This is a genomic window from Pseudomonas sp. PDM25 (assembly GCF_019219045.1).
Taxonomy (GTDB): domain Bacteria; phylum Pseudomonadota; class Gammaproteobacteria; order Pseudomonadales; family Pseudomonadaceae; genus Aquipseudomonas.
The window spans coordinates 455,939-475,514 of sequence record NZ_JAHUWL010000001.1 but is presented as its reverse complement, the minus strand read 5'-3'; the positions used below and the strand labels follow the sequence as shown (position 1 = coordinate 475,514).

11 protein-coding genes are annotated in these 19,576 nt (G+C 60.5%); 10 read left to right on the top strand and 1 reads right to left on the bottom strand.

What is annotated here, in order from left to right:
* Nucleotides 1-14 precede the first annotated feature (14 nt).
* The 8 genes from KW848_RS01810 (at nucleotide 15) to KW848_RS01775 (ending at nucleotide 15,029) form a co-directional block, all read left to right on the top strand.
* Nucleotides 15-440 carry an AprI/Inh family metalloprotease inhibitor gene (locus KW848_RS01810; protein WP_111449969.1) on the top strand — a complete coding sequence of 142 codons (426 nt, stop codon included), beginning with the start codon at nucleotides 15-17 and terminating at the stop codon, nucleotides 438-440.
* A 188-nt stretch (nucleotides 441-628) separates the two neighbouring features.
* Nucleotides 629-2,404: a type I secretion system permease/ATPase gene (locus tag KW848_RS01805; RefSeq protein ID WP_218535053.1), complete on the top strand. Its 1,776-nt coding sequence runs from the start codon at nucleotides 629-631 to the stop codon at nucleotides 2,402-2,404.
* Nucleotides 2,401-3,735, top strand: coding sequence for an HlyD family type I secretion periplasmic adaptor subunit (locus tag KW848_RS01800; RefSeq protein ID WP_218535052.1), 1,335 nt, complete (start codon nucleotides 2,401-2,403; stop codon nucleotides 3,733-3,735). The genes KW848_RS01805 and KW848_RS01800 overlap by 4 nt, the downstream gene beginning before the upstream one ends.
* A 2-nt stretch (nucleotides 3,736-3,737) precedes the next feature.
* On the top strand, nucleotides 3,738-5,102 hold the full coding sequence (locus KW848_RS01795) for a TolC family outer membrane protein (RefSeq protein ID WP_218535051.1): 1,365 nt from the start codon (nucleotides 3,738-3,740) through the stop codon (nucleotides 5,100-5,102).
* A 36-nt stretch (nucleotides 5,103-5,138) separates the two neighbouring features.
* Nucleotides 5,139-8,096 (top strand): autotransporter serine protease, encoded by a 2,958-nt coding sequence (locus tag KW848_RS01790; protein WP_218535048.1) that lies wholly within the window; start codon nucleotides 5,139-5,141, stop codon nucleotides 8,094-8,096.
* A 224-nt stretch (nucleotides 8,097-8,320) separates the two neighbouring features.
* A complete protein-coding gene (locus KW848_RS01785; protein ID WP_218535044.1) occupies nucleotides 8,321-11,368 on the top strand; it encodes an autotransporter serine protease in 3,048 nt (1,015 codons plus the stop codon).
* A gap of 23 nt (nucleotides 11,369-11,391) precedes the next feature.
* Complete coding sequence (locus KW848_RS01780; RefSeq protein WP_218535041.1) at nucleotides 11,392-13,080, top strand: polyurethanase; 1,689 nt, start codon at nucleotides 11,392-11,394, stop codon at nucleotides 13,078-13,080.
* A gap of 95 nt (nucleotides 13,081-13,175) precedes the next feature.
* On the top strand, nucleotides 13,176-15,029 hold the full coding sequence (locus KW848_RS01775; RefSeq protein ID WP_218535040.1) for a polyurethanase: 1,854 nt from the start codon (nucleotides 13,176-13,178) through the stop codon (nucleotides 15,027-15,029).
* Nucleotides 15,030-15,148: 119 nt separating this feature from the next.
* On the opposite strand, the gene KW848_RS01770 is transcribed toward KW848_RS01775, so the two are convergent.
* A complete protein-coding gene (locus tag KW848_RS01770) occupies nucleotides 15,149-15,373 on the bottom strand; it encodes a YgdI/YgdR family lipoprotein (RefSeq protein WP_111449962.1) in 225 nt (74 codons plus the stop codon).
* A gap of 209 nt (nucleotides 15,374-15,582) precedes the next feature.
* Between KW848_RS01770 and KW848_RS01765 the strand changes: the two genes are divergently transcribed.
* A complete protein-coding gene (locus KW848_RS01765) occupies nucleotides 15,583-17,250 on the top strand; it encodes a VRR-NUC domain-containing protein (RefSeq protein WP_218535039.1) in 1,668 nt (555 codons plus the stop codon).
* On the top strand, nucleotides 17,247-19,526 hold the full coding sequence (locus KW848_RS01760) for an ATP-dependent DNA helicase (protein WP_218535035.1): 2,280 nt from the start codon (nucleotides 17,247-17,249) through the stop codon (nucleotides 19,524-19,526). The genes KW848_RS01765 and KW848_RS01760 overlap by 4 nt, the downstream gene beginning before the upstream one ends.
* The last annotated feature ends 50 nt before the right edge of the window (nucleotides 19,527-19,576 follow it).

Here is a 19,576-nt window from a genome sequence, read left to right as displayed (position 1 = left end):
GAGTAACGCGCCTTATGATCCATAACCGCTTCACCTGCAGAACAACCGCGTGGCTATTGGCGACGTTCATGATGATTTTTGGAGATGTAGCCATGGCGAGCAGCCTGAAATTAGCAGACCCCTCGGAACTGGCCGGCAAATGGCAGGCGACCCTGATCGCCAAAGATGACTCGCCAGAGTCCCAGGCGTTGCAGGACAAACCGTCCAACGTCTGTGTCATCGACTTTCAACCGAAACAGACACTGGGCGAGGGCGCCGATTGTCTCAGCGCCTGGCTGGATGGTGAATCTGCGATTGGCTGGTTCCCTGAGCCGGATGGCCTGGCGATCACCGGCAAAGAAGGTTCGAAGATTCTATTTCTCAGCCGCCAACGCGACGGATCGTATAAAGCCACATTGAAATCCGATCTGGTCATAACACTTGTGCGCCAGGTGCAATAACACAATTCGAATAGAGCGCTAGTCATTGCGGGCATAAGCACAACACAACTAGTGGAAGCGCTCTGTCGCCCACGAAAAGTTGTTATTAGTTTGTAAGCGCTATCGCAAGGCCTATATCCGCCCCTGCGCGGACAGTTAATGGAAACTTCGCCAGAAAAGGGCGTGGAATAACACCTCAGGAATAACCCATGAAGATGGCAAAGAGCCCGGCCACCGCACCTTTATTCAAAGCGCTGGGCGACTACAAGAGCATCCTGGTCAGCGTCGGTAGTTTTACCGCGTTAATTAACGTGCTGATGCTGGTCCCGTCGATTTACATGCTTCAGGTCTACGACCGCGTGCTGTCGTCGCAAAATGAAACCACCCTGGCGATGCTGTCGTTGATGGTGGTCGGGTTCTTTGCCTTCATCGGTTTGCTTGAGATCGTGCGCAGCTTCATCGTGATCCGCATCGGCAGCCAACTGGAGCGCCGCTTCAACCTGCGGGTTTATCAGGCCGCATTCGAGCGCAATCTGTTTCGGGGCGAGGGCAACGCCGGGCAAGCCTTGGGGGACCTGACGCAAATTCGCCAATTCGTCACGGGGCCTGCGCTGTTTGCCTTCTTCGATGCGCCGTGGTTTCCGGTCTATCTGTTCGTGATCTACCTGTTCAATGTCTGGCTTGGCGTGTTTGCGACGGTGGGCACGGTGCTGTTGATCGGCCTGGCTTGCCTCAACGAGACAATGACCAAAAAGCCCTTGGGCGAAGCCGCAGGGTTTTCCCAGAAATCCAGCCAACTGGCCACCAGTCACCTGCAAAACGCCGAAACCATTCAGGCCATGGGTATGCTCGGGGCGTTGCGTACACGCTGGTTCCAGGTCCATTCACGTTTCCTCGGCTTGCAGAACCAGGCCAGCGACACCGGTGCCGTCATCAGCTCCCTGAGCAAAACCCTGCGCCTGTGCCTGCAATCGTTGGTGCTGGGGCTGGGGGCATTGCTGGTGATCAAGGGGGATATGACGGCCGGGATGATGATCGCCGGTTCCATTCTGATGGGTCGCGTCCTGAGCCCCATCGATCAGTTGATCGCCGTGTGGAAGCAGTGGAGCGGCGCCAAGCTCGCTTACCGTCGTCTTGATTCGTTGCTGCAAGCCTTTCCACCGAGTGACGAAGCCATGGCGCTGCCGGCGCCGAAGGGGCAGATCAGCTTCGAACAGGTCAGTGCCGCGCCGCCGGGGCAACGGGGCGCCACGCTGCATTTGGTCAATTTCAGCCTCGGTGCCGGGGAAGTGCTCGGCGTGCTCGGGGCCTCCGGTTCTGGCAAATCGACATTGGCCCGGGTGCTGGTCGGCGTCTGGCCGACGCTGGGCGGGACGGTGCGGCTCGACGGCGCGGACATTCATCGCTGGAACCGCGACGATCTTGGTCCCTACATCGGTTATCTGCCGCAAGACATCGAGCTGTTCAGCGGCAGCATCGCCGAAAACATCGCCCGGTTCAGCGAGGCGGACCCGCAAAAAATCGTTGAAGCCGCGCAGCAGGCCGGCGTTCACGAACTGATTCTGCGCATGCCGCAAGGCTACGACACCGTGCTCGGCGAGGACGGCAGCGGTTTGTCCGGGGGGCAGAAGCAGCGTGTGGCACTGGCGCGGGCGTTGTACGGCAACCCGCGCCTGGTGGTGCTGGACGAACCCAATTCCAACCTCGACACCGTGGGCGAAGCCGCATTGGCCAGCGCCATTGCGCAAATGAAAGCCCAAGGCACCAGCGTGATTCTGGTGACCCATCGCTCCTCGGCACTGGCCCAGGCCGACAAGCTGCTGGTGCTCAACGAAGGGCGCCTGCAAGCCTTCGGTGCAAGCCAGGACGTGCTCAAGGCACTCGCCGCCAATCAGGAGCCGCCGCGGGAGAAAACCGCGCCAGCACCGGGCGGGCTCAGCATGAGCCGGCAGTATCAGCCCTCGACAAGGAATTCGGGCGTATGAGCAACATCAGCGAAGCCACCATGGAACACGACTACATCGCAGAACGCCCTGAGCGCGACGCGCGTTTCTTCGTCCGAATGGGCTGGATTCTGGCGATCGTCGGCGCCGGCAGTTTCTTCACCTGGGCCAGTCTTGCGCCGCTTGACCAAGGCATTCCCGTGCAAGGCACGGTCGTGGTGTCGGGCAAGCGCAAAGCCGTGCAATCGATGAGCAGTGGCGTGGTCAGCCAGATACTGGTGCGCGAGGGTCAAGTGGTGATGCAGGGCCAGCCATTGTTCCAGCTCGACCAGACCCAAGTCGCGGCTGACGTGCAATCGCTGCAAGCGCAATACCGCATGGCCTGGGCCAGTCTGGCGCGGTGGCAGAGTGAACGGGACAACCTCAAACAGGTGAGTTTCCCCGCTGAACTGAGCAACAATCCTGACCCGCGCCTGGCCTTGGTGCTGGAAGGTCAACGGCAGTTGTTCAGCAGCCGCCGTGAAGCGTTTTCCCGCGAACAGGCTGCCTTGCGCGCGAGCATCGAAGGCGCCAGCGCGCAATTGGCCGGCATGCGCCGCGCCCGCACGGACTTGACTGCCCAGGCCAGTTCTCTGCAACAACAGCTGAGCAACCTTCAGCCCCTGGCGGATAACGGTTACATCCCGCGTAATCGGTTGATGGAGTACCAGCGTCAGCTGTCACAGGTTCAGCAACAATTGGCGGAAAACAGCGGCGACAGCGGCCGTGTCGAACAGGGCATCCTCGAATCGCGGCTGAAACTGCAACAGCACATCGAGGAATACCAGAAAGAGGTCCGCACCCAACTGGCCGATGCGCAATTGAAAAGCATGACGCTGGAAGAGCAACTGACTTCCGCCGGGTTCGATCTGCAACACAGCGAGATCATCGCCACCGCCGATGGCATTGCGATCAACCTCGGGGTTCACACCGTGGGCGCGGTGGTGCGTCAGGGCGAAACCCTGCTGGAGATCGTGCCTCAGGGGACGAGTCTGGAGGTGGAAGGGCACCTGCCGGTCAACCTGGTCGACAAGGTCGGCACGCACTTGCCGGTGGACATCTTGTTCACCGCGTTCAACCAGAGCCGCACGCCGCGGGTGCCCGGCGAAGTCAGCCTGATCTCCGCCGACCAGATGATCGACGAGAAAACCGGTGCGCCGTATTACGTCCTGCGCAGCAGCGTCAGTAATCAGGCCATGGAAAAACTCAACGGTCTGGTGATCAAGCCTGGCATGCCGGCGGAAATGTTCGTGCGCACCGGTGAACGTTCGCTCCTCAACTATTTGTTCAAACCGCTGCTCGACCGGGCAGGTTCCGCGTTGACTGAGGAATAAGGATGTTCCGCTGTATGAATAAGCTTTCCATGCTCGCAGCGACCCTGGCGTTGCTGACCTGCAACAGTGTGCTGGCGATGGGACCGTTCGACATCTACGAACAAGCATTGCGCAATGATCCGGTGTTTCTCGGCGCCATCAAGGAACGCGATGCCGGCCTTGAAAACCGCGCCATCGGCCGCGCCGGGCTGTTGCCCAGGATCGGTTACAACTACAACAAGGGGCGCAACTCCTCCAAGGCCACCGCGCTCAATGAGCGCGGGCAAAACCGCACCGATGATCGCAACTACAGCAGTTACGGCTCGACCCTGACCCTGCAACAACCGCTGCTCGACTACGAGGCTTACGCGTCGTACCGCAAAGGCGTGGCGCAATCGCTGTTTGCCGACGAAGCCTTTCGCGGCAAGAGCCAGGAATTGCTGGTTCGGGTGCTGGAGCATTACACCCAGGCGCTGTTCGCTCAGGATCAGATCGACATCGCACAAGCCAAGAAAAAGGCTTTTGAGCAACAGTTCCAGCAGAACGAGCACATGTTCCGGCAGGGCGAGGGCACGCGGACCGACATCCTTGAGGCCGAGTCCCGCTATGAACTGGCCACGGCCGAGGAAATCGAAGCCCGTGATGAGCAGGACGCATCGTTACGAGAGCTGGGCGCGCTGATTGGCGTGCCGGCGATCAACATCGGGGATTTGGCGCCGCTGGATCAGAGCTTCCAGACCTTCACTCTGCAGCCGGCCAATTACGACACCTGGTATGAGATGGCCGTGGCCAACAACCCGAACCTGGCTTCGCAGCGCCATGCCGTGGAAGTCGCACGTTATGAAGTCGAACGCAACCGCGCCGGGCACCTGCCCAAAGTCAGCGCCTACGCCTCGGTGCGCCAGAACGAGTCGGAAAGCGGCAACACCTACAACCAGCGTTACGACACCAACACCATCGGGATTGAAGTCAGCGTGCCGTTGTACGCCGGCGGCGGGGTCTCGGCCTCGACTCGCCAGGCCAGCCGCACCATGGAGCAGGCCGAGTACGAACTGGACGGCAAAACCCGGCAAACGTTGATTGAACTGCGTCGCCAGTTCAGCGCCTGCCTGTCGGGCGTGAACAAGTTGCGCGCTTATCAGAAAGCCCTGACGTCTGCCGAAGCGCTGGTGGTTTCGACCAAGCAAAGCATTTTGGGCGGTGAGCGCGTCAACCTCGATGCATTGAATGCAGAACAACAACTATTTACCACCCGCCGCGATCTGGCACAGGCACGCTACGACTACTTGATGGCCTGGACCAAGCTGCATTACTACGCCGGGACGTTAAATGAGCAGGATTTGGCCAAGGTTGACGAGGCGTTCGGCCAAGGTCCGAGAACGCAATAAATGCCCCAAAAAAAACAAAAAAAGCGAGAAGTGAACATGGACGTACAGATCAAGCCGATGTCGGTCGGCACGCTATTACTCCTGGTGTCAGCAATGCCGGTCTCGGTGCAAGCCGCTTACCTGGAAACCGGCACACCCGGCGATGCCGCCAGTTGGCGCACGGCGGAGTTCCAGCGCGACTGGGGACTCGCCCGTATGCAAGCCGATCAAGCCTACGCCGCCGGCATCACGGGCAAAGGCGTGAAAATCGGCGAGCTCGATTCAGGCTTCGATGCTGCCCATCCCGAATTCGCTACCGACCGTTACCACGGGGTGACCGCCAGCGGCAGCTACGTTGACGGCTCCCGGTTCAATGTCGACGGCACACTGAACGCCAACAACGACTCCCATGGCACGCACGTCGCCGGCACCATCGGTGCCTCGCGCGACGGCACCGGCATGCACGGCGTGGCCTACGACGCGCAGGTCTATGTTGGCAACACCAACAAGAACGACAGCTTCCTGTTCGGCCCCAACCCTGATCCACGCTACTTCAAAGCGGTCTATAACGCGTTGGCGGATGCCGGTGTGCGAGCGATCAACAACAGCTGGGGCAGCCAGCCACCGGATGTCAGCTATCGGACCCTCGACGATCTGCAGGCGGCCTACGCCCAGCACTGGAACAAAGGCACCTGGCTCGACGAGGCCGCAGGCGTTTCCCGGCGCGGCGTGATCAACGTGTTCAGCGCCGGTAACAGCGGTTACCCCAACGCCAGCGTGCGTTCAGCCTTGCCGTATTTTGAGCCGGACCTGGAAGGCCACTGGCTGGCGGTGTCGGGGCTGGATCAAGGCAACCAACAGAAATACAACCAGTGCGGGATCGCCAAGTATTGGTGCATCACCACGCCCGGCGCGAAGATCGACAGCACCATTCCCGGCGCAGGCTATGCAATCAAGTCCGGCACCTCCATGTCCGCGCCGCATGCCACCGGTGCCCTGGCGCTGGTGATGGAACGCTATCCGTACATGAACAACCAGCAGGCGCTGGAAACCCTGCTGACCACTGCCACCCAACTCGACGGTTCGATCACCGAGGCGCCGAATACCCGCGTCGGCTGGGGCGTGGCTAACCTCGAACGGGCGATGCACGGGCCGGGGCAATTGCTCGGGCGTTTCGACGCCAATCTGGGGGCAGGGCAGAGCGATGTCTGGAGCAATGACATCACCGACAAGGCGCTGATTCAGCGCCAGAGCGAAGACGCAGCGGAACACAGTGCCTGGCAACAGACACTGAAAACCAAAGGTTGGGAGAACGGTGTACCGGTCGGTGCCAGCCAGCAGGATCGGACCGACTATGCGGTGGGCACGGCCCGGGATCTCGCCGCCGCCACTCGGGTCTACGAAGGCAGCCTGATCAAGTCCGGTGCCGGACGCCTGATGCTGACCGGCAACAGCACTTATCGCGGGCCGACCACGGTGAATGGCGGTCTGCTGTCAGTCAACGGTTCGCTGGCATCGCAAGTGACCGTCAATGACAGCGGCACGCTGGGCGGATCGGGACGCATCGGTGCACTGACCGCCAACCGCGGCGCTACGGTTGCCCCCGGCAATTCCATTGGCACCTTGCAGGTCAGCGGCGACGTCACGTTTGCGCCGGGTTCGACCTATGCGGTGGAGCTATCGCCGACCGATGGCGACCGGATCGTCGCGGGCGGCACGGCCACGGTCAGTGGCGCGACCGTCAGCCTGTCACTGGAAAACAGTCTGACCTTGCTCAGCACTCAACAAGTGCAAAGCCTGCTCGGTCATCAGTACAACATCCTGCAAGCGGCCGGCGGCGTTCAAGGTCAGTTCGGCGCGGTGCTGCCCAACTACCTGTTCATCGGCGGCAGCCTCGATTACGCCGCCACGGGTGTTCAACTGAGTGTCGAGCGCAACGACACGACCTTCACCAGTGTCGGCCAAACGCCCAACCAGCGCGCCGTAGCCTCCGCCGCTGAAGGGCTTGGGGCGGGCAATCCGGTTTACGAAAGCCTGCTGCTGTCGCCCACCGCGACGTCCGCCCAACAGTCGTTTCAGCAGTTGTCGGGGGAAATCTATCCGGCGCTGGGTTCGGTACTGATCAACGACAGCCGCTACCTGCGTGATGCGGTTGGCGAGCGGCTGATTGACGCCCAAGGCACTCAAAGCAATGGCTGGATCAAAGCGCTGGGCGCCTGGGGCAAGACCGATGAGCGCCATGACACCGCCGGTTACACCACCTCGATTGGCGGCTTGCTCGCCGGGGTCGACGGGGCGCTCGATGAGCAAACCCGGATCGGCCTGGTCACCGGCTATAGCGACAGCTCGGTGAACATGGGCTCCGGCACTCACTCATCGGCCAAGGTCGACAGCTATCACCTGGGTGCTTATGCCGGCCGCGAGTCGGGGGCCTGGCGTCTGAGTGCCGGCGGTGCCTACAGCTGGCATCGGGCCGACGTCAAACGTGACCTGCAATACGGCGACGTCAGCGCCAAGCAGAAAGCCAAGGTCGATGCCGGGACCACCCAAGTGTTCGGTGAAGCGGCGTATCGCCTGAACCTGCAACCTCTGGCGCTCGAACCCTTCGCGAACCTGGCTTACGTGCACCTCGACACCGAAGGTTTCACCGAGAAAGGCGACGCCGCCGCACTGAAAAGCAGTGGCGACACGCGTGACGCCGTGCTCAGCACGTTGGGCGTGCGCGCATTGAAAACCGTGAACCTGTCCGGCCAGCAGAAACTGGACTTGAGCGGCAGCCTCGGCTGGCAGCACAACCTGAGTCGTACCGATTCCGAAGAGCACCTGGCGTTTGCCGGCGGCAGCACAGCGTTTTCCGTAGAGAGCTCGCCGATGGTGCGTGATGCGGCGCTGGTGGGCGCCCATGCCAGCCTGGCCCTGAGCCGGGACATCCGCTTGAACCTCGATTACACCGGCCAACTGGCCAGCCGCGAGAAAAGCCATGGCGTAGGCCTCAGCCTCAATTGGCAGTTTTAACCCTGTGAACACCAATTGTGAGAAGGGGGTTGTCGGTTAAGCGAGATCCCTTGTGGGAGCGGGCTTGCTCGCGAAGACGGCGGCACAGTCAACATTGATGTCGCCTGACACACCGCTTTCGCGAGCAAGCCCGCTCCCACAGGTCTCGCACTTCAACTGACAGGAACTGGGGCAAGCCCTATAGCCACCAGGATTTTGGCAACACAACTAAGGACGGTAGCTGGATGAATAACAAGCACAACAACCTTGCCTTGCTCTGCGCATTGGCCACCCTCGGTACCGCGCAAGCGGCGCCTTACGTGGAAAACGGTAGAGCAGGCGATCCCAACAGCTGGCGCAGCACTGAATTCAACGCTGATTGGGGCCTGGGAGCGGTCAACGCACAAACGGCCTATGCCGCCGGTTACACCGGCAAAGGCGTGAAGCTGGGGATCTTCGACCAACCGGTCTACGCCGCGCATCCGGAATTCTCCGGCCCGAACAAAGTGATCAACCTGGTCACCAGCGGCATCCGCGAATACACCGACCCGTACATCCCGGTCAAAGCCGGCGATGCGTTTCGTTATGACGGTTCGCCCACGATCGATTCCGACGGCGAGTATGGTGCCCACGGCACCCACGTTGCCGGTATCGCTGCCGGCAGTCGCGATGGCGGCCCGATGCATGGCGTGGCGTTTGGCGCGCAAATCATCAGTGCGGACAACGGAGATCCGGGCCCGGAAGACGGCATCATTCGCGGCAACGACGGTGCGGTCTACAAGGCCGGTTGGGATGCCTTGATCGCCAGCGGCGCGCGGATCATCAATAACAGTTGGGGCATCGGCATCACCGATCGCTTCGACCTCGGCGGACGCAACCCCGCCTACCCGCATTTCACCGTGCAGGACGCGCAATTGCAGTTCAACGAGATCCGTCCGTTGCTCGGGACCAAACCGGGCGGAGCCTACGATGGCGCCATCGCGGCGGCCCGCAGCGGTATCGTGACGATCTTCGCGGCCGGCAACGACTATAATCTCAACAACCCGGACGCCATTGCCGGCCTGGGCTATTTCGTCCCGGACATCGCGCCGAACTGGGTCACGGTGGCCGCATTGCAGAAAAACCCGGACCTCAATAGCCCGAACCCCTACAACATCAGCACCTTCTCATCACGCTGCGGCTACACCGCCAGCTTTTGCGTGTCCGCACCGGGCAGCAAGATCTACAGCTCGATCATCAGCGGTACCGACGCCGACAACCTGACCACCGGCTACGCCAACTACAACGGCACCTCGATGGCGGCGCCGCACGTCGCCGGTTCCATGGCTGTGCTGATGGAACGCTTCCCGTACATGACCGGCGCCCAGGTCGCCAGCGTGTTGCGCACCACGGCCACCGACCTCGGTGCGCCAGGTGTCGATTCGCTGTACGGCTGGGGCATGATCAACCTGCGCAAAGGCATCGATGGCCCGGCGATGTTTGTCACCGAGCAAGACATTCCCGAGGAGTTCCGCATCCAGGGTGCCTACGGTTCGAGCCAGTTTGTCGCGGATTTGCCAGGCATCGGCGCAATCATCGACGCAGGCAAACCGACCGAACGCATGTGCAATGACGTGCACTGCGGCCTCGACACGTGGCGCAACGACATTTCCGGCCATGGTGGCCTGACCAAGCAAGGCATCGGCACGCTGGTCATGACTGGCGCCAACACCTACACCGGTCCGACGCTGGTCAATCAGGGCCGATTGGCAATCAACGGCTCGCTGCTCTCGGCGGTCACCGTCAACGACAGCGGGGTCCTCGGCGGTAATGGCCGCATCGGCGCATTGACCGCGAAAAGCGGTGGCACCGTAGCACCAGGCAACTCCATCGGCACCTTACAAGTGGCGGGCGACGTGACCTTCGAACCTGGCTCGACCTACGCCGTGGAGCTATCGCCGACCAGCAGCGATCAGATCGTGGCGGGCGGTAAAGCCGTGATCGAAGGCGCTACCGTCAGCCTGTCCCTGGAAAACAGTCCGACCTTGCTGACCACCAGCGAAGTGAAATCCTTGCTTGGTCATCAGTACAACATTCTGCAAGCGGCCGGCGGGATCGAAGGGCGTTTCGGTGCCGTGCTACCGGATTATCTGTTCATCGGAGGCACACTCGACTACTCGGCCAATGGCATCCAGCTGGCGGTAGAGCGCAATGCAGCGTCCTTCGCCAGCGTCGGCCAAACACCGAATCAACGCGCCGTCGCCGCAGCCGCCGAGCAACTGGGCGCTGGCAATCCGCTCTATGAAACCTTGCTGCTTTCGCCGACCGCTGCCGTCGCGCAACAAGCCTTCCAGCAACTGTCGGGTGAGATTCACCCGGCAATCGGCACGCTGCTGATCAACGACAGCCGTTACCTGCGCGATGCCGTCGGCGAACGCCTGCGCGAGCGTGATCTGTTCAACGCGGCGGCACCCACCGATGACCGTAGCAACGCCTGGGTCAAAGTCCTTGGCGCCTGGGGCAAGAGCGATGGCGGGCATGACAACGCCAGTTCCAACAGCTCCATCGGCGGCTTGCTGGCTGGTGTCGACGGGCTGATCACTGAAGATACGCGGCTGGGTTTCGTGACCGGTTACAGCGACAGTTCGTTGAGCATGGGCGATGGCACGCATTCGTCAGCCTCCGTCGACAGCTACCACTTGGGCGCCTATCTGGGCCATGAAATCGATGCACTGCGTCTGAGCGTCGGCGGCGCTTACAGCTGGCACCGCATTGACGTGAAGCGTGACCTGCAATTGGGCGACGTCAGCGGCAAACAGAAATCCAAACGCGATGCGACAACCGCCCAACTGTTTACCGAAGCGGCGTATCGCCTGGACCTGCAACCGCTGGCGCTGGAACCGTTCGCCAACCTGGCTTACGTGCACCTCAACAGCGACAGCTTTACCGAGAAAGGTGATGCCGCTGCGCTCAAGGGCGGCGAAGACAACCGCGACGCCGTGCTCTCGACCCTCGGCCTGCGGGCGAGCAAAGCGATTGCCCTGTCGGACAAACAGCAGCTGGAACTGTCCGGCACGCTGGGCTGGCAGCACAACCTGAGCAACACCCGTTCCGAAGATCATCTGGCCTTCGCCAACGGCAACACCGCGTTCAGCGTGCAGAGCGTTTCCCTGGATCGCAACGCCGCCGTTGTGGGGGCGCGTGCCGGTCTGGCGGTGGCGCAGGACGTTCGTTTGAGCCTGGATTACAACGGACTGCTTGGTTCTAACGAGAAAGACCACGGTGTGGGTCTGACGCTCGACTGGCAGTTCTGATTTAACGCAAAGGAAGCAAACCTATGGGACTGTTTGATTACAAAAAGGCTGACGGCAAGGCGTTGTACTCCGATGCCATCGCGCTGACGCTATATGCGTACACGCCAACCGGTCAGCCGCTGCCGGCGACCGGTTGGGCGCCGATTGGCGCCACGCAGCTGGGTTATCAAGGCAAGGTCGGCGCACAAGGCACCTTCTATGGCGAGAAGGACGGCTTCACCAGCGCCGAAGCCGAAGTGCTCGGCAAGTACGATGCGGCGGGCAAACTGATCGGTATCGGCATTGCCTTTCGTGGTACCGGCGGCCTGGGTTACAGCGACACTTTCGGCGACATGAAAAACAACCTGCTGGCCGCCGTCGGCCCGGTGGATTACGCGACGAACTACGCGAAGAATGCCTTCGACAACTTGCTCAAGGACGTTGCCGAGTTTGCGATTTCCCATGGTCTGAACGCCAAGGACGTCATGGTCAGCGGCCATAGCCTGGGCGGGCTGGGCGTCAACAGCCTCGCCGAACTGAGTGGCAACAACTGGGGCGGTTTCTTCAAGGAGGCCAACTACGTTGCCTTCGCCTCGCCGACCCAGAGCGCTACCGGCAACAACGTGCTGAACATCGGCTACGAGAACGATCCGGTATTTCGGGTACTCGACGGCACCACGTTCAGCAGCGGTTCCCTGGGCAAGCACGACGGACACCAGGACTCGGCGACCAACAACATCGTCAACTTCAATGACCAGTACGCGTCCACCTCACAGAACCTGGTGCCGTTCAGCATCCTCAACCCGCTGAACTGGTCGGCTCACGGTTCGTTGGGTTATGCCGACGGGTTGAACCGGGTAATCGACTCGCGTTTCTACGACCTCACCGACAAGGACTCGACGCTGATCGTGTCCAACCTGGCAGAAGCGTCCCGGGGCAAGACCTGGGTCGAGGACCTTGGTCGCAGCGGCGAACCTCACACCGGCAGCACCTTCATTATCGGCACTGACAGCAACGACCTGCTCAAGGGCGGCGCCGGCAATGACTTCATCGAAGGCCGCGACGGCAATGACCGGTTCCGCGATGACGGTGGCTACAACCTCCTGCTGGGCGGCAAGGGCAGCAACACCTTCGAATTGCAGAAGCCGTTGCAGAACTTCAGCGTTGCCAATGACGGCGACGGCACGCTGTACGTGCGTGATGCCTATGGCGGCATCAGCATGACCCGCGACATCGGCGCGCTGGTCAGTAAAGAGTCGGGCTCATGGTGGGGGAGCAAGGAGGTGACTTACAGCGTCACCGCCAACGGATTGCTCAACGGCAGTGGGCTGACCCAGTACAACCACTCGCTTAACGGTGATGCCTACGGCAACACGCTGGCAGCCAGCGTCGATGGCGACTGGTTGTTCGGCAATGCCGGCGACGACCTGCTGCGCAGCGATAAAAGCCACGTGACCTTTGTCGGTGGCGCGGGCAATGACGTGATGCAGGCCTCGGGTGGCAACAACACGTTCCTGTTCAGCGGCGCTTTCGGTTTCGACGCGATCAATGGCTACCAGGGCAGCGACAAACTGCTGTTCATGGGCGTTCAGGGCGCAGGGCAGGGCTATGACTACAAACAACACGCTTCGCAGTCGGGCCAGGACACGGTGCTGAAAATTGGCGACTTTGCCGTGACGCTGGTGGGGGTGGGACTGGATAACCTGTCGGCTTCAGGCATTACGTTTGCCTGAGGCTGCATGCACTAAATGCTCCGGGGCGCCTCGTGATCGGGCGTCCTGGTTGTGAGCTATCTCTAACAATTCCAACAAAGAGAGAGGCAATACCAATGGGTGTGTACGACTACAAAAACTTCGGTACAGCTGATTCCAAAGCGTTATTTACCGACGCGATGGCAATCACGCTGTATTCCTACCACAACCTGGATAACGGCTTTGCCACTGGCTATCAGCACAACGGCTTCGGCCTTGGCTTGCCGGCGACACTGGTGACCGCACTGATCGGTGGCACCGACTCCCAGGGCGTCATTCCCGGAATCCCCTGGAACCCCGACTCGGAAAAAGCCGCACTGGACGCGGTGCAGAAAGCCGGCTGGACGCCGATCACCGCCACGCAACTGGGCTATGCCGGCAAGGTCGATGCACGGGGAACGTTCTTCGGAGAAAAGGCCGGGTACACCAGCGCTCAGGTGGAGATCCTCGGCAAGTACGACGCGCAGGGTCATCTCAGCGAAATCGGTATCGCTTTTCGCGGCACCAGCGGCCCACGAGAAAGCCAGATCAGCGACTCCATCGGCGATGTGATCAATGATCTGCTGGCGGCGTTGGGGCCAAAGGATTATGCGAAAAACTACGTCGGCGAAGCCTTCGGTAATCTGCTCGACGATGTGGCGGCCTTTGCCCGGGCCAATGGTCTGTCGGGCAAGGACGTGCTGGTCAGCGGTCACAGCCTCGGCGGGCTGGCGGTCAACAGCCTGGCGGATTTGAGCAGCGACAAGTGGGGCGGGTTCTACCAGGATTCCAACTACATCGCCTACGCCTCGCCGACCCAAAGCAGCACCGATAAAGTGCTGAACGTCGGTTACGAGAACGACCCGGTGTACCGCGCCCTCGACGGTTCATCGTTCAACCTGTCATCGGTGGGCGTGCACGATGCCGCCAAGGTCTCGGCGACCGATAACATCGTCAGCTTCAATGACCACTACGCTTCGACCGCGTGGAATGTGCTGCCATTTTCCATCCTCAACATCCCGACCTGGATCTCGCACTTGCCCACCGCCTATGGCGACGGCATGAACCGGGTGATCGAGTCGAAGTTCTACGACCTGACCAGCAAAGACTCGACGATCATCGTTGCCAATCTGTCGGACTCGGCGCGCGCCAACACGTGGGTTCAGGATCTGAATCGCAACGCTGAAACCCACAAGGGCAGCACCTTCATCATCGGCAGTGACGGCAACGATCTGATCCAGGGTGGCCGGGGCAACGACTATCTGGAAGGCCGCGATGGCGACGACACCTTCCGCGACGGTGGTGGCTACAACATCCTGTTGGGCGGCAAGGGCAACAACGTGCTGGACGTGCAGCAGTCGGTGAAAAATCTCGACTTCGCCAACGACGGCGCGGGCAACCTGTACATCCGAGACGCCAATGGCGGCATCAGCATGACCCGCGATATCGGCAGCATTGTGACCAAGGAACCGGGGTTTCTGTGGGGGCTGTTCAAGGATGACGTGATCCACAGCGTCACAGCCGACGGCCTTAAGGCGGGCACCAACCTGACTCAGTACGCGTCAACGGTGAAGGGCGGGGCCGGCACCGATACGCTCACGGCTCATGCCGGTGGTGATTGGTTGTTCGGGCTGGACGGCAACGATCATTTGCTCGGCGGCAACGGTAACGACGTGTTTGTCGGCGGGACGGGCAATGATTTGTTGGAGTCGGGAGGCGGAATCGATACGTTCCTGTTTAGCGGCGCGTTTGGTCAGGACCGGGTGGTTGGCTACCAGGCCAGCGACAAACTGGTGTTTGTCGGGGTTCAGGGTGTGACGCCGAACGATGACTATCGGGCGCATGCCACGGCGGTGGGGCACGACACGGTGCTGACGTTTGGGGGGGATTCGGTGACGTTGGTTGGGGTTGGGCTGGATAGCTTGTCCAGTGGAGGGATTGTTATCGCCTGAGGGTGATTTACTGCCTGTAAGGGCCTCTTCGCGAGCAAGCCCGCTCCCACAGGGGATTTGTGAACGCCACAGATCCAATGTGGGAGCGGGCTTGCTCGCGAAGAACGATGACTCGGTCTTCAGTCTTCCTGACGAATCGTGCTCACGTCATCGGCCTTGACCTTCACTTTCGCCCCGGAAATATCTTCGAACTCGAAGAAACCGTCCTTGGTCTTGGTTTTCGGCATGTCCTTGGTCAAATACTGGGTGCCGTTCTGCAGCGTCACAACTGTTGGCGTCGAGCAACCGGCCAGGGCCAGAAAGGCCGCTACCGCCAAGGGCAAACCCAGAGTCTTGATATTCATAACCACCTCTCATCCTTCAAAAAAAACAGCGCGACTGCCACGAACGAAATCAATCTTCGCTGTACCTCTATCGCGGTTAGGTGCAATGGAGCGGCAGAAAGTTCATAGCCACTCGAAAAATTACCGAATAACGTCGCCGCTTATCCTTTTCCGTTTGCACCAGGCGGGGCGCAGCTGGTATCTGTACGCATAACCAGTACTCGCTCGCCATGGCCCATTTTCCTGTGACTGCAAATCCTCTCGACGATCCGTTCTATTACTTGAACAACTTCATGCAAGTGCTTGATTGGCTTGAGCATCGTTATGCCGATGTGTTGAGCGTCGAAGAGCAACACTTCACCCGCGAGTTCAAGCGGTTGCCCCGTGAGTCCAGGGCGCTGCTGGTCCGGATGGTGATGCGCAAGGGGATTCATTTCCGGGCGAGCAAGCTGCATTACCTCGAGATCGGCGACATCGCCATTGCCGCCGGCCCACTGCTGGCGCTGGGCTGGATCGATGAGCAATCGCCGCTGTCGATCGAAGCGCTGTTCGAGGTGCTGCTCAAGGCGGAAATTCTCCAGTGTTTTGGCACCACCATCGATCAACCCAAGGGGAAAAAGACCGATTGGCTGCCCGCACTGAGCGAACAGTTTCCCCAGGTCCAACGTTTCGGCCAGTGGTGCCCATCGCTGGATGATCGATTGTTCAGCCTGACCATCATGGGCCTGTGCGACCGGCTGCGCTTGATGTTTTTTGGCAATCTTTACCAGGACTGGTCCGAGTTCGTGCTGGCGGACCTGGGCATCTTTACCTATGAAAAAGTCGAGTTCTGCGCCGACTCCCGAGGCCTGCGCAGCCGCGACGACGTGGACGCCTGCCTCTTCCTTCATGAATGTCAGCAACATTTCGAGGCCGGCGAAGCCGTGGAAGGCATTGTCGAGCAGATCAAAGGGCTGGTGCTGAGCAATCCCTGGCTGCAAAGACGTCGCGAAAAACTGTTGTTCCAGATCGGTCAGCACTGCGAGCGTGTGGCGGATTTCTCTACCGCACTGGCGATCTACCGCGAGTGTGCCTATCCCGGCGCGCGCCTGCGGTTGATTCGCGTGTTGGAGCGCTGCGGTGAATATCAGCTGGCCATGGACCTGGCCACTGCGGTGGAGCAATCGCCGGAAAGTGCCGCCGAGCAGCAACAATTGTTGCGTGTGCTGCCCAGGCTGCGGCGCAAGTTGGGCGGTCCGGTGATAAAGCGCACGTCCCAACGGGAAATGCTGCGCCTGGACTTGCAACTGCCCAGAACCGACCCGGCGTTGTCGGTGGAAAGTTACGTTCAGGCGCATTTGACGGAAGAGTCGGCGCCGGTGCATTACGTCGAAAATAGCCTGATCAACTCGCTGTTCGGTCTGCTGTGCTGGCCGGCGATTTTCGCGCCGTTGCCGGGGGCGTTTTTCCACCCGTTCCAGCGTGGGCCGGTGGATCTGCTCAATGAGGACTTTCACGCACGCCGCGCGGAGCTGTTCCAGGGCTGCCTAGCTGAACTCGATGACGGGCGTTACCGCCAGACGATTCGAGAACGCTATGCCAGCAAGTGGGGCGTGCAGTCGCCCTTCATGTTCTGGGGTGTGCTGAGCGAAGAATTGCTCGATCAGGCACTCGATTGCCTGCCGGCCGAACACCTCAAGCACTGGTTCAATCGACTGCTGTTGGACATCAAGGCCAATCGCGCCGGCATGCCGGACCTGATCCAGTTTTGGCCCCAGGACAAAACCTACCGGATGATCGAAGTCAAAGGTCCCGGTGATCGCCTCCAAGACAATCAATTGCGCTGGCTCGAGTTCTGCCATGAGCACCAGATGCCGATTGCCGTCTGCTACGTGCAATGGGCGGAGCAGGGCGCTTGAGTTATAGCATCGCGGTGCGGGCGCTGTGTGAATTCACCGCCAAGGTCGGTGACCTCGACCTGCGTTTTACGCCTTCGCCGACGGCGCTGGAAGGGATTGTCGGGCACCGTACGGTGGCGTCCCGGCGCAGCGAGGGCTACCAGAGTGAAGTCGCGCTTGAAGGCCTGTATCAGACGTTGAAGGTAAAGGGCCGGGCTGACGGCTACGACCCCGCGCAAAACTGCCTGGAAGAAGTCAAAACCTATCGCGGCGACTTGAGCAAGCAACCGGCCAACCACCGTCAGCTGCACTGGGCGCAGGCGAAGATTTACGGCTGGTTGATGTGCCAGAAGTTGCAGCTGACGCAGATCAATCTGGCCCTGGTGTACTTCAACATCGTCAATGAAAAGGAAACCTGCCTGGTCGAGGCATTCAGCTCCGCGCAACTAAGGCTGTTCTTCGAACAACATTGCGCTTTGTTCCTGCACTGGGCAGAGCAGGAAATGGCTCATCGCGAAGGGCGTAATCGGGCGGCGCAACACCTGGCGTTTCCCCATGCCGACTTTCGACCGGGGCAACGTCATCTGGCGGAGTCGGTGTTCAAGGCGGTCAGCACCGGTCGTTGCTTGATGGCGCAGGCGCCCACGGGGATCGGCAAGACCGTCGGCACGCTGTTCCCGATGCTCAAGGCCCTGGCGCCGCAGCAACTGGACAAGGTGTTCTTCCTCACGGCGAAAACCCCGGGGCGCAAACTGGCGCTGGACGCCGCGCAAGTGATCCTCGACAGCGCCGATGCGCCACCCTTGCGGGTGCTCGAAATGATCGCCCGGGACAAGGCCTGCGAGCATCCGGACAAAGCCTGTCACGGCGAATCCTGCCCGTTGGCCCAAGGGTTTTATGATCGTTTGCCCGCCGCTCGCCAGGCGGCCAGCCAATTGTCCCTGCTGAACCAGAACGCTTTGCGCGAGGTCGCCCTGCAACACGACGTCTGTCCCTACTACCTGAGCCAGGAAATGGCCCGCTGGGCAGACGTGGTAGTCGCCGATTACAACTACTACTTCGATTTCAGCGCGCTGCTGTTCGGGCTGGCCCAGGCCAATAACTGGAACGTCGCGGTGCTGGTGGACGAAGCGCACAACCTGGTGGAACGCGGCCGGCAGATGTACAGCGCCAGCCTCGACCAATCGACCCTCAACGCTGTACGAAAAACCGCTCCCGAGGCGTTGAAAAAATCCTTGCAGCGGGTCAACCGTGAGTGGAATGCCCTGCATAACCTGCAACTCGGCGCCTATCAGGCCTATGACAAGGCGCCGGAAAAACTGCTCCAGGCGTTGTCATCGTGCAGCGCGAGCATCGGCGATTACCTGAACGATCATCCGCAAGGCCTGGACGGGGCGTTACAGAACTTCTATTTCGACATGCTGCAATTTAGCCGGGTGGCTGAGCTGTTTGATGAACAGTTCCTGTTCGACATCAGCAAGCGCGACCTGGACCGTCAACGCAACCTGTCGCAGCTTTGCTTGCGCAACGTGGTGCCCGCCGGCTTCATCCGCCCACGCCTGACGGCTGCACGCAGCACCGTGCTGTTTTCCGCGACACTGAGCCCTCGCCACTACTATGCCGACCTGCTGGGTACGCCGGCGAACACGGTGTGGATAGACGTTGAATCGCCCTTTCAGGCCGATCAGCTGCAAGTGCACATCGTCAGCCAGATCTCCACGCGGTTTGTCCATCGCCAGTCATCCCTTGCGCCGATCGTCGAGCTGATTGCCCGGCAGTTCAGCCAGCGTCCCGGCAACTACCTGGCGTTTTTCAGCAGCTTTGATTATTTGCAGCAAGTGGCGCAGTTGCTGGCCGAGAAACATCCACATATCAATCTGTGGTCGCAGTCCCGGGGCATGGGGGAAGGGCAGCGACAGGACTTTCTCGATCAATTCACCGCCGAAAGTCAGGGTGTCGGTTTTGCGGTGTTGGGCGGGGCTTTTGGCGAAGGCATCGACTTGCCGGGCGCGCGCCTGATCGGAGCGTTTATCGCCACCCTGGGGCTGGCGCAACTCAACCCGGTCAACGAGCAGTTGAAACAGCGCATGGCAGCCATTTTCGGTGCCGGTTATGACTACACCTACCTGTTTCCCGGTGTGCAGAAAGTGGTGCAGGCGGCAGGGAGGGTGATCCGCACCCAGCAGGACCAAGGGGTGGTGATGTTGATCGATGACCGGTTTGGCGACAGCAAGGTCAAGCAGTTATTGCCGCGCTGGTGGTCGATTGCTCCGAGGATTTTTCACACTATCGAGTAGGATTTTTTACTTTAAAAACATCGACATATCTTGAAAGACACGCCCATTTG

Excerpts from the sequence above, each read along its gene's own strand:
- KW848_RS01765 (WP_218535039.1), top strand. The coding sequence starts at position 15,583 with ATGGCCCATTTTCCTGTGACTGCAAATCCTCTCGACGATCCGTTCTAT.
- KW848_RS01785 (WP_218535044.1), top strand. The coding sequence starts at position 8,321 with ATGAATAACAAGCACAACAACCTTGCCTTGCTCTGCGCATTGGCCACC.
- KW848_RS01780 (WP_218535041.1), top strand. The coding sequence starts at position 11,392 with ATGGGACTGTTTGATTACAAAAAGGCTGACGGCAAGGCGTTGTACTCC.
- KW848_RS01775 (WP_218535040.1), top strand. The coding sequence starts at position 13,176 with ATGGGTGTGTACGACTACAAAAACTTCGGTACAGCTGATTCCAAAGCG.
- KW848_RS01810 (WP_111449969.1), top strand. The coding sequence starts at position 15 with ATGATCCATAACCGCTTCACCTGCAGAACAACCGCGTGGCTATTGGCG.
- KW848_RS01795 (WP_218535051.1), top strand. The coding sequence starts at position 3,738 with ATGTTCCGCTGTATGAATAAGCTTTCCATGCTCGCAGCGACCCTGGCG.
- KW848_RS01770 (WP_111449962.1), bottom strand. The coding sequence starts at position 15,373 with ATGAATATCAAGACTCTGGGTTTGCCCTTGGCGGTAGCGGCCTTTCTG.
- KW848_RS01790 (WP_218535048.1), top strand. The coding sequence starts at position 5,139 with ATGGACGTACAGATCAAGCCGATGTCGGTCGGCACGCTATTACTCCTG.
- KW848_RS01800 (WP_218535052.1), top strand. The coding sequence starts at position 2,401 with ATGAGCAACATCAGCGAAGCCACCATGGAACACGACTACATCGCAGAA.
- KW848_RS01805 (WP_218535053.1), top strand. The coding sequence starts at position 629 with ATGAAGATGGCAAAGAGCCCGGCCACCGCACCTTTATTCAAAGCGCTG.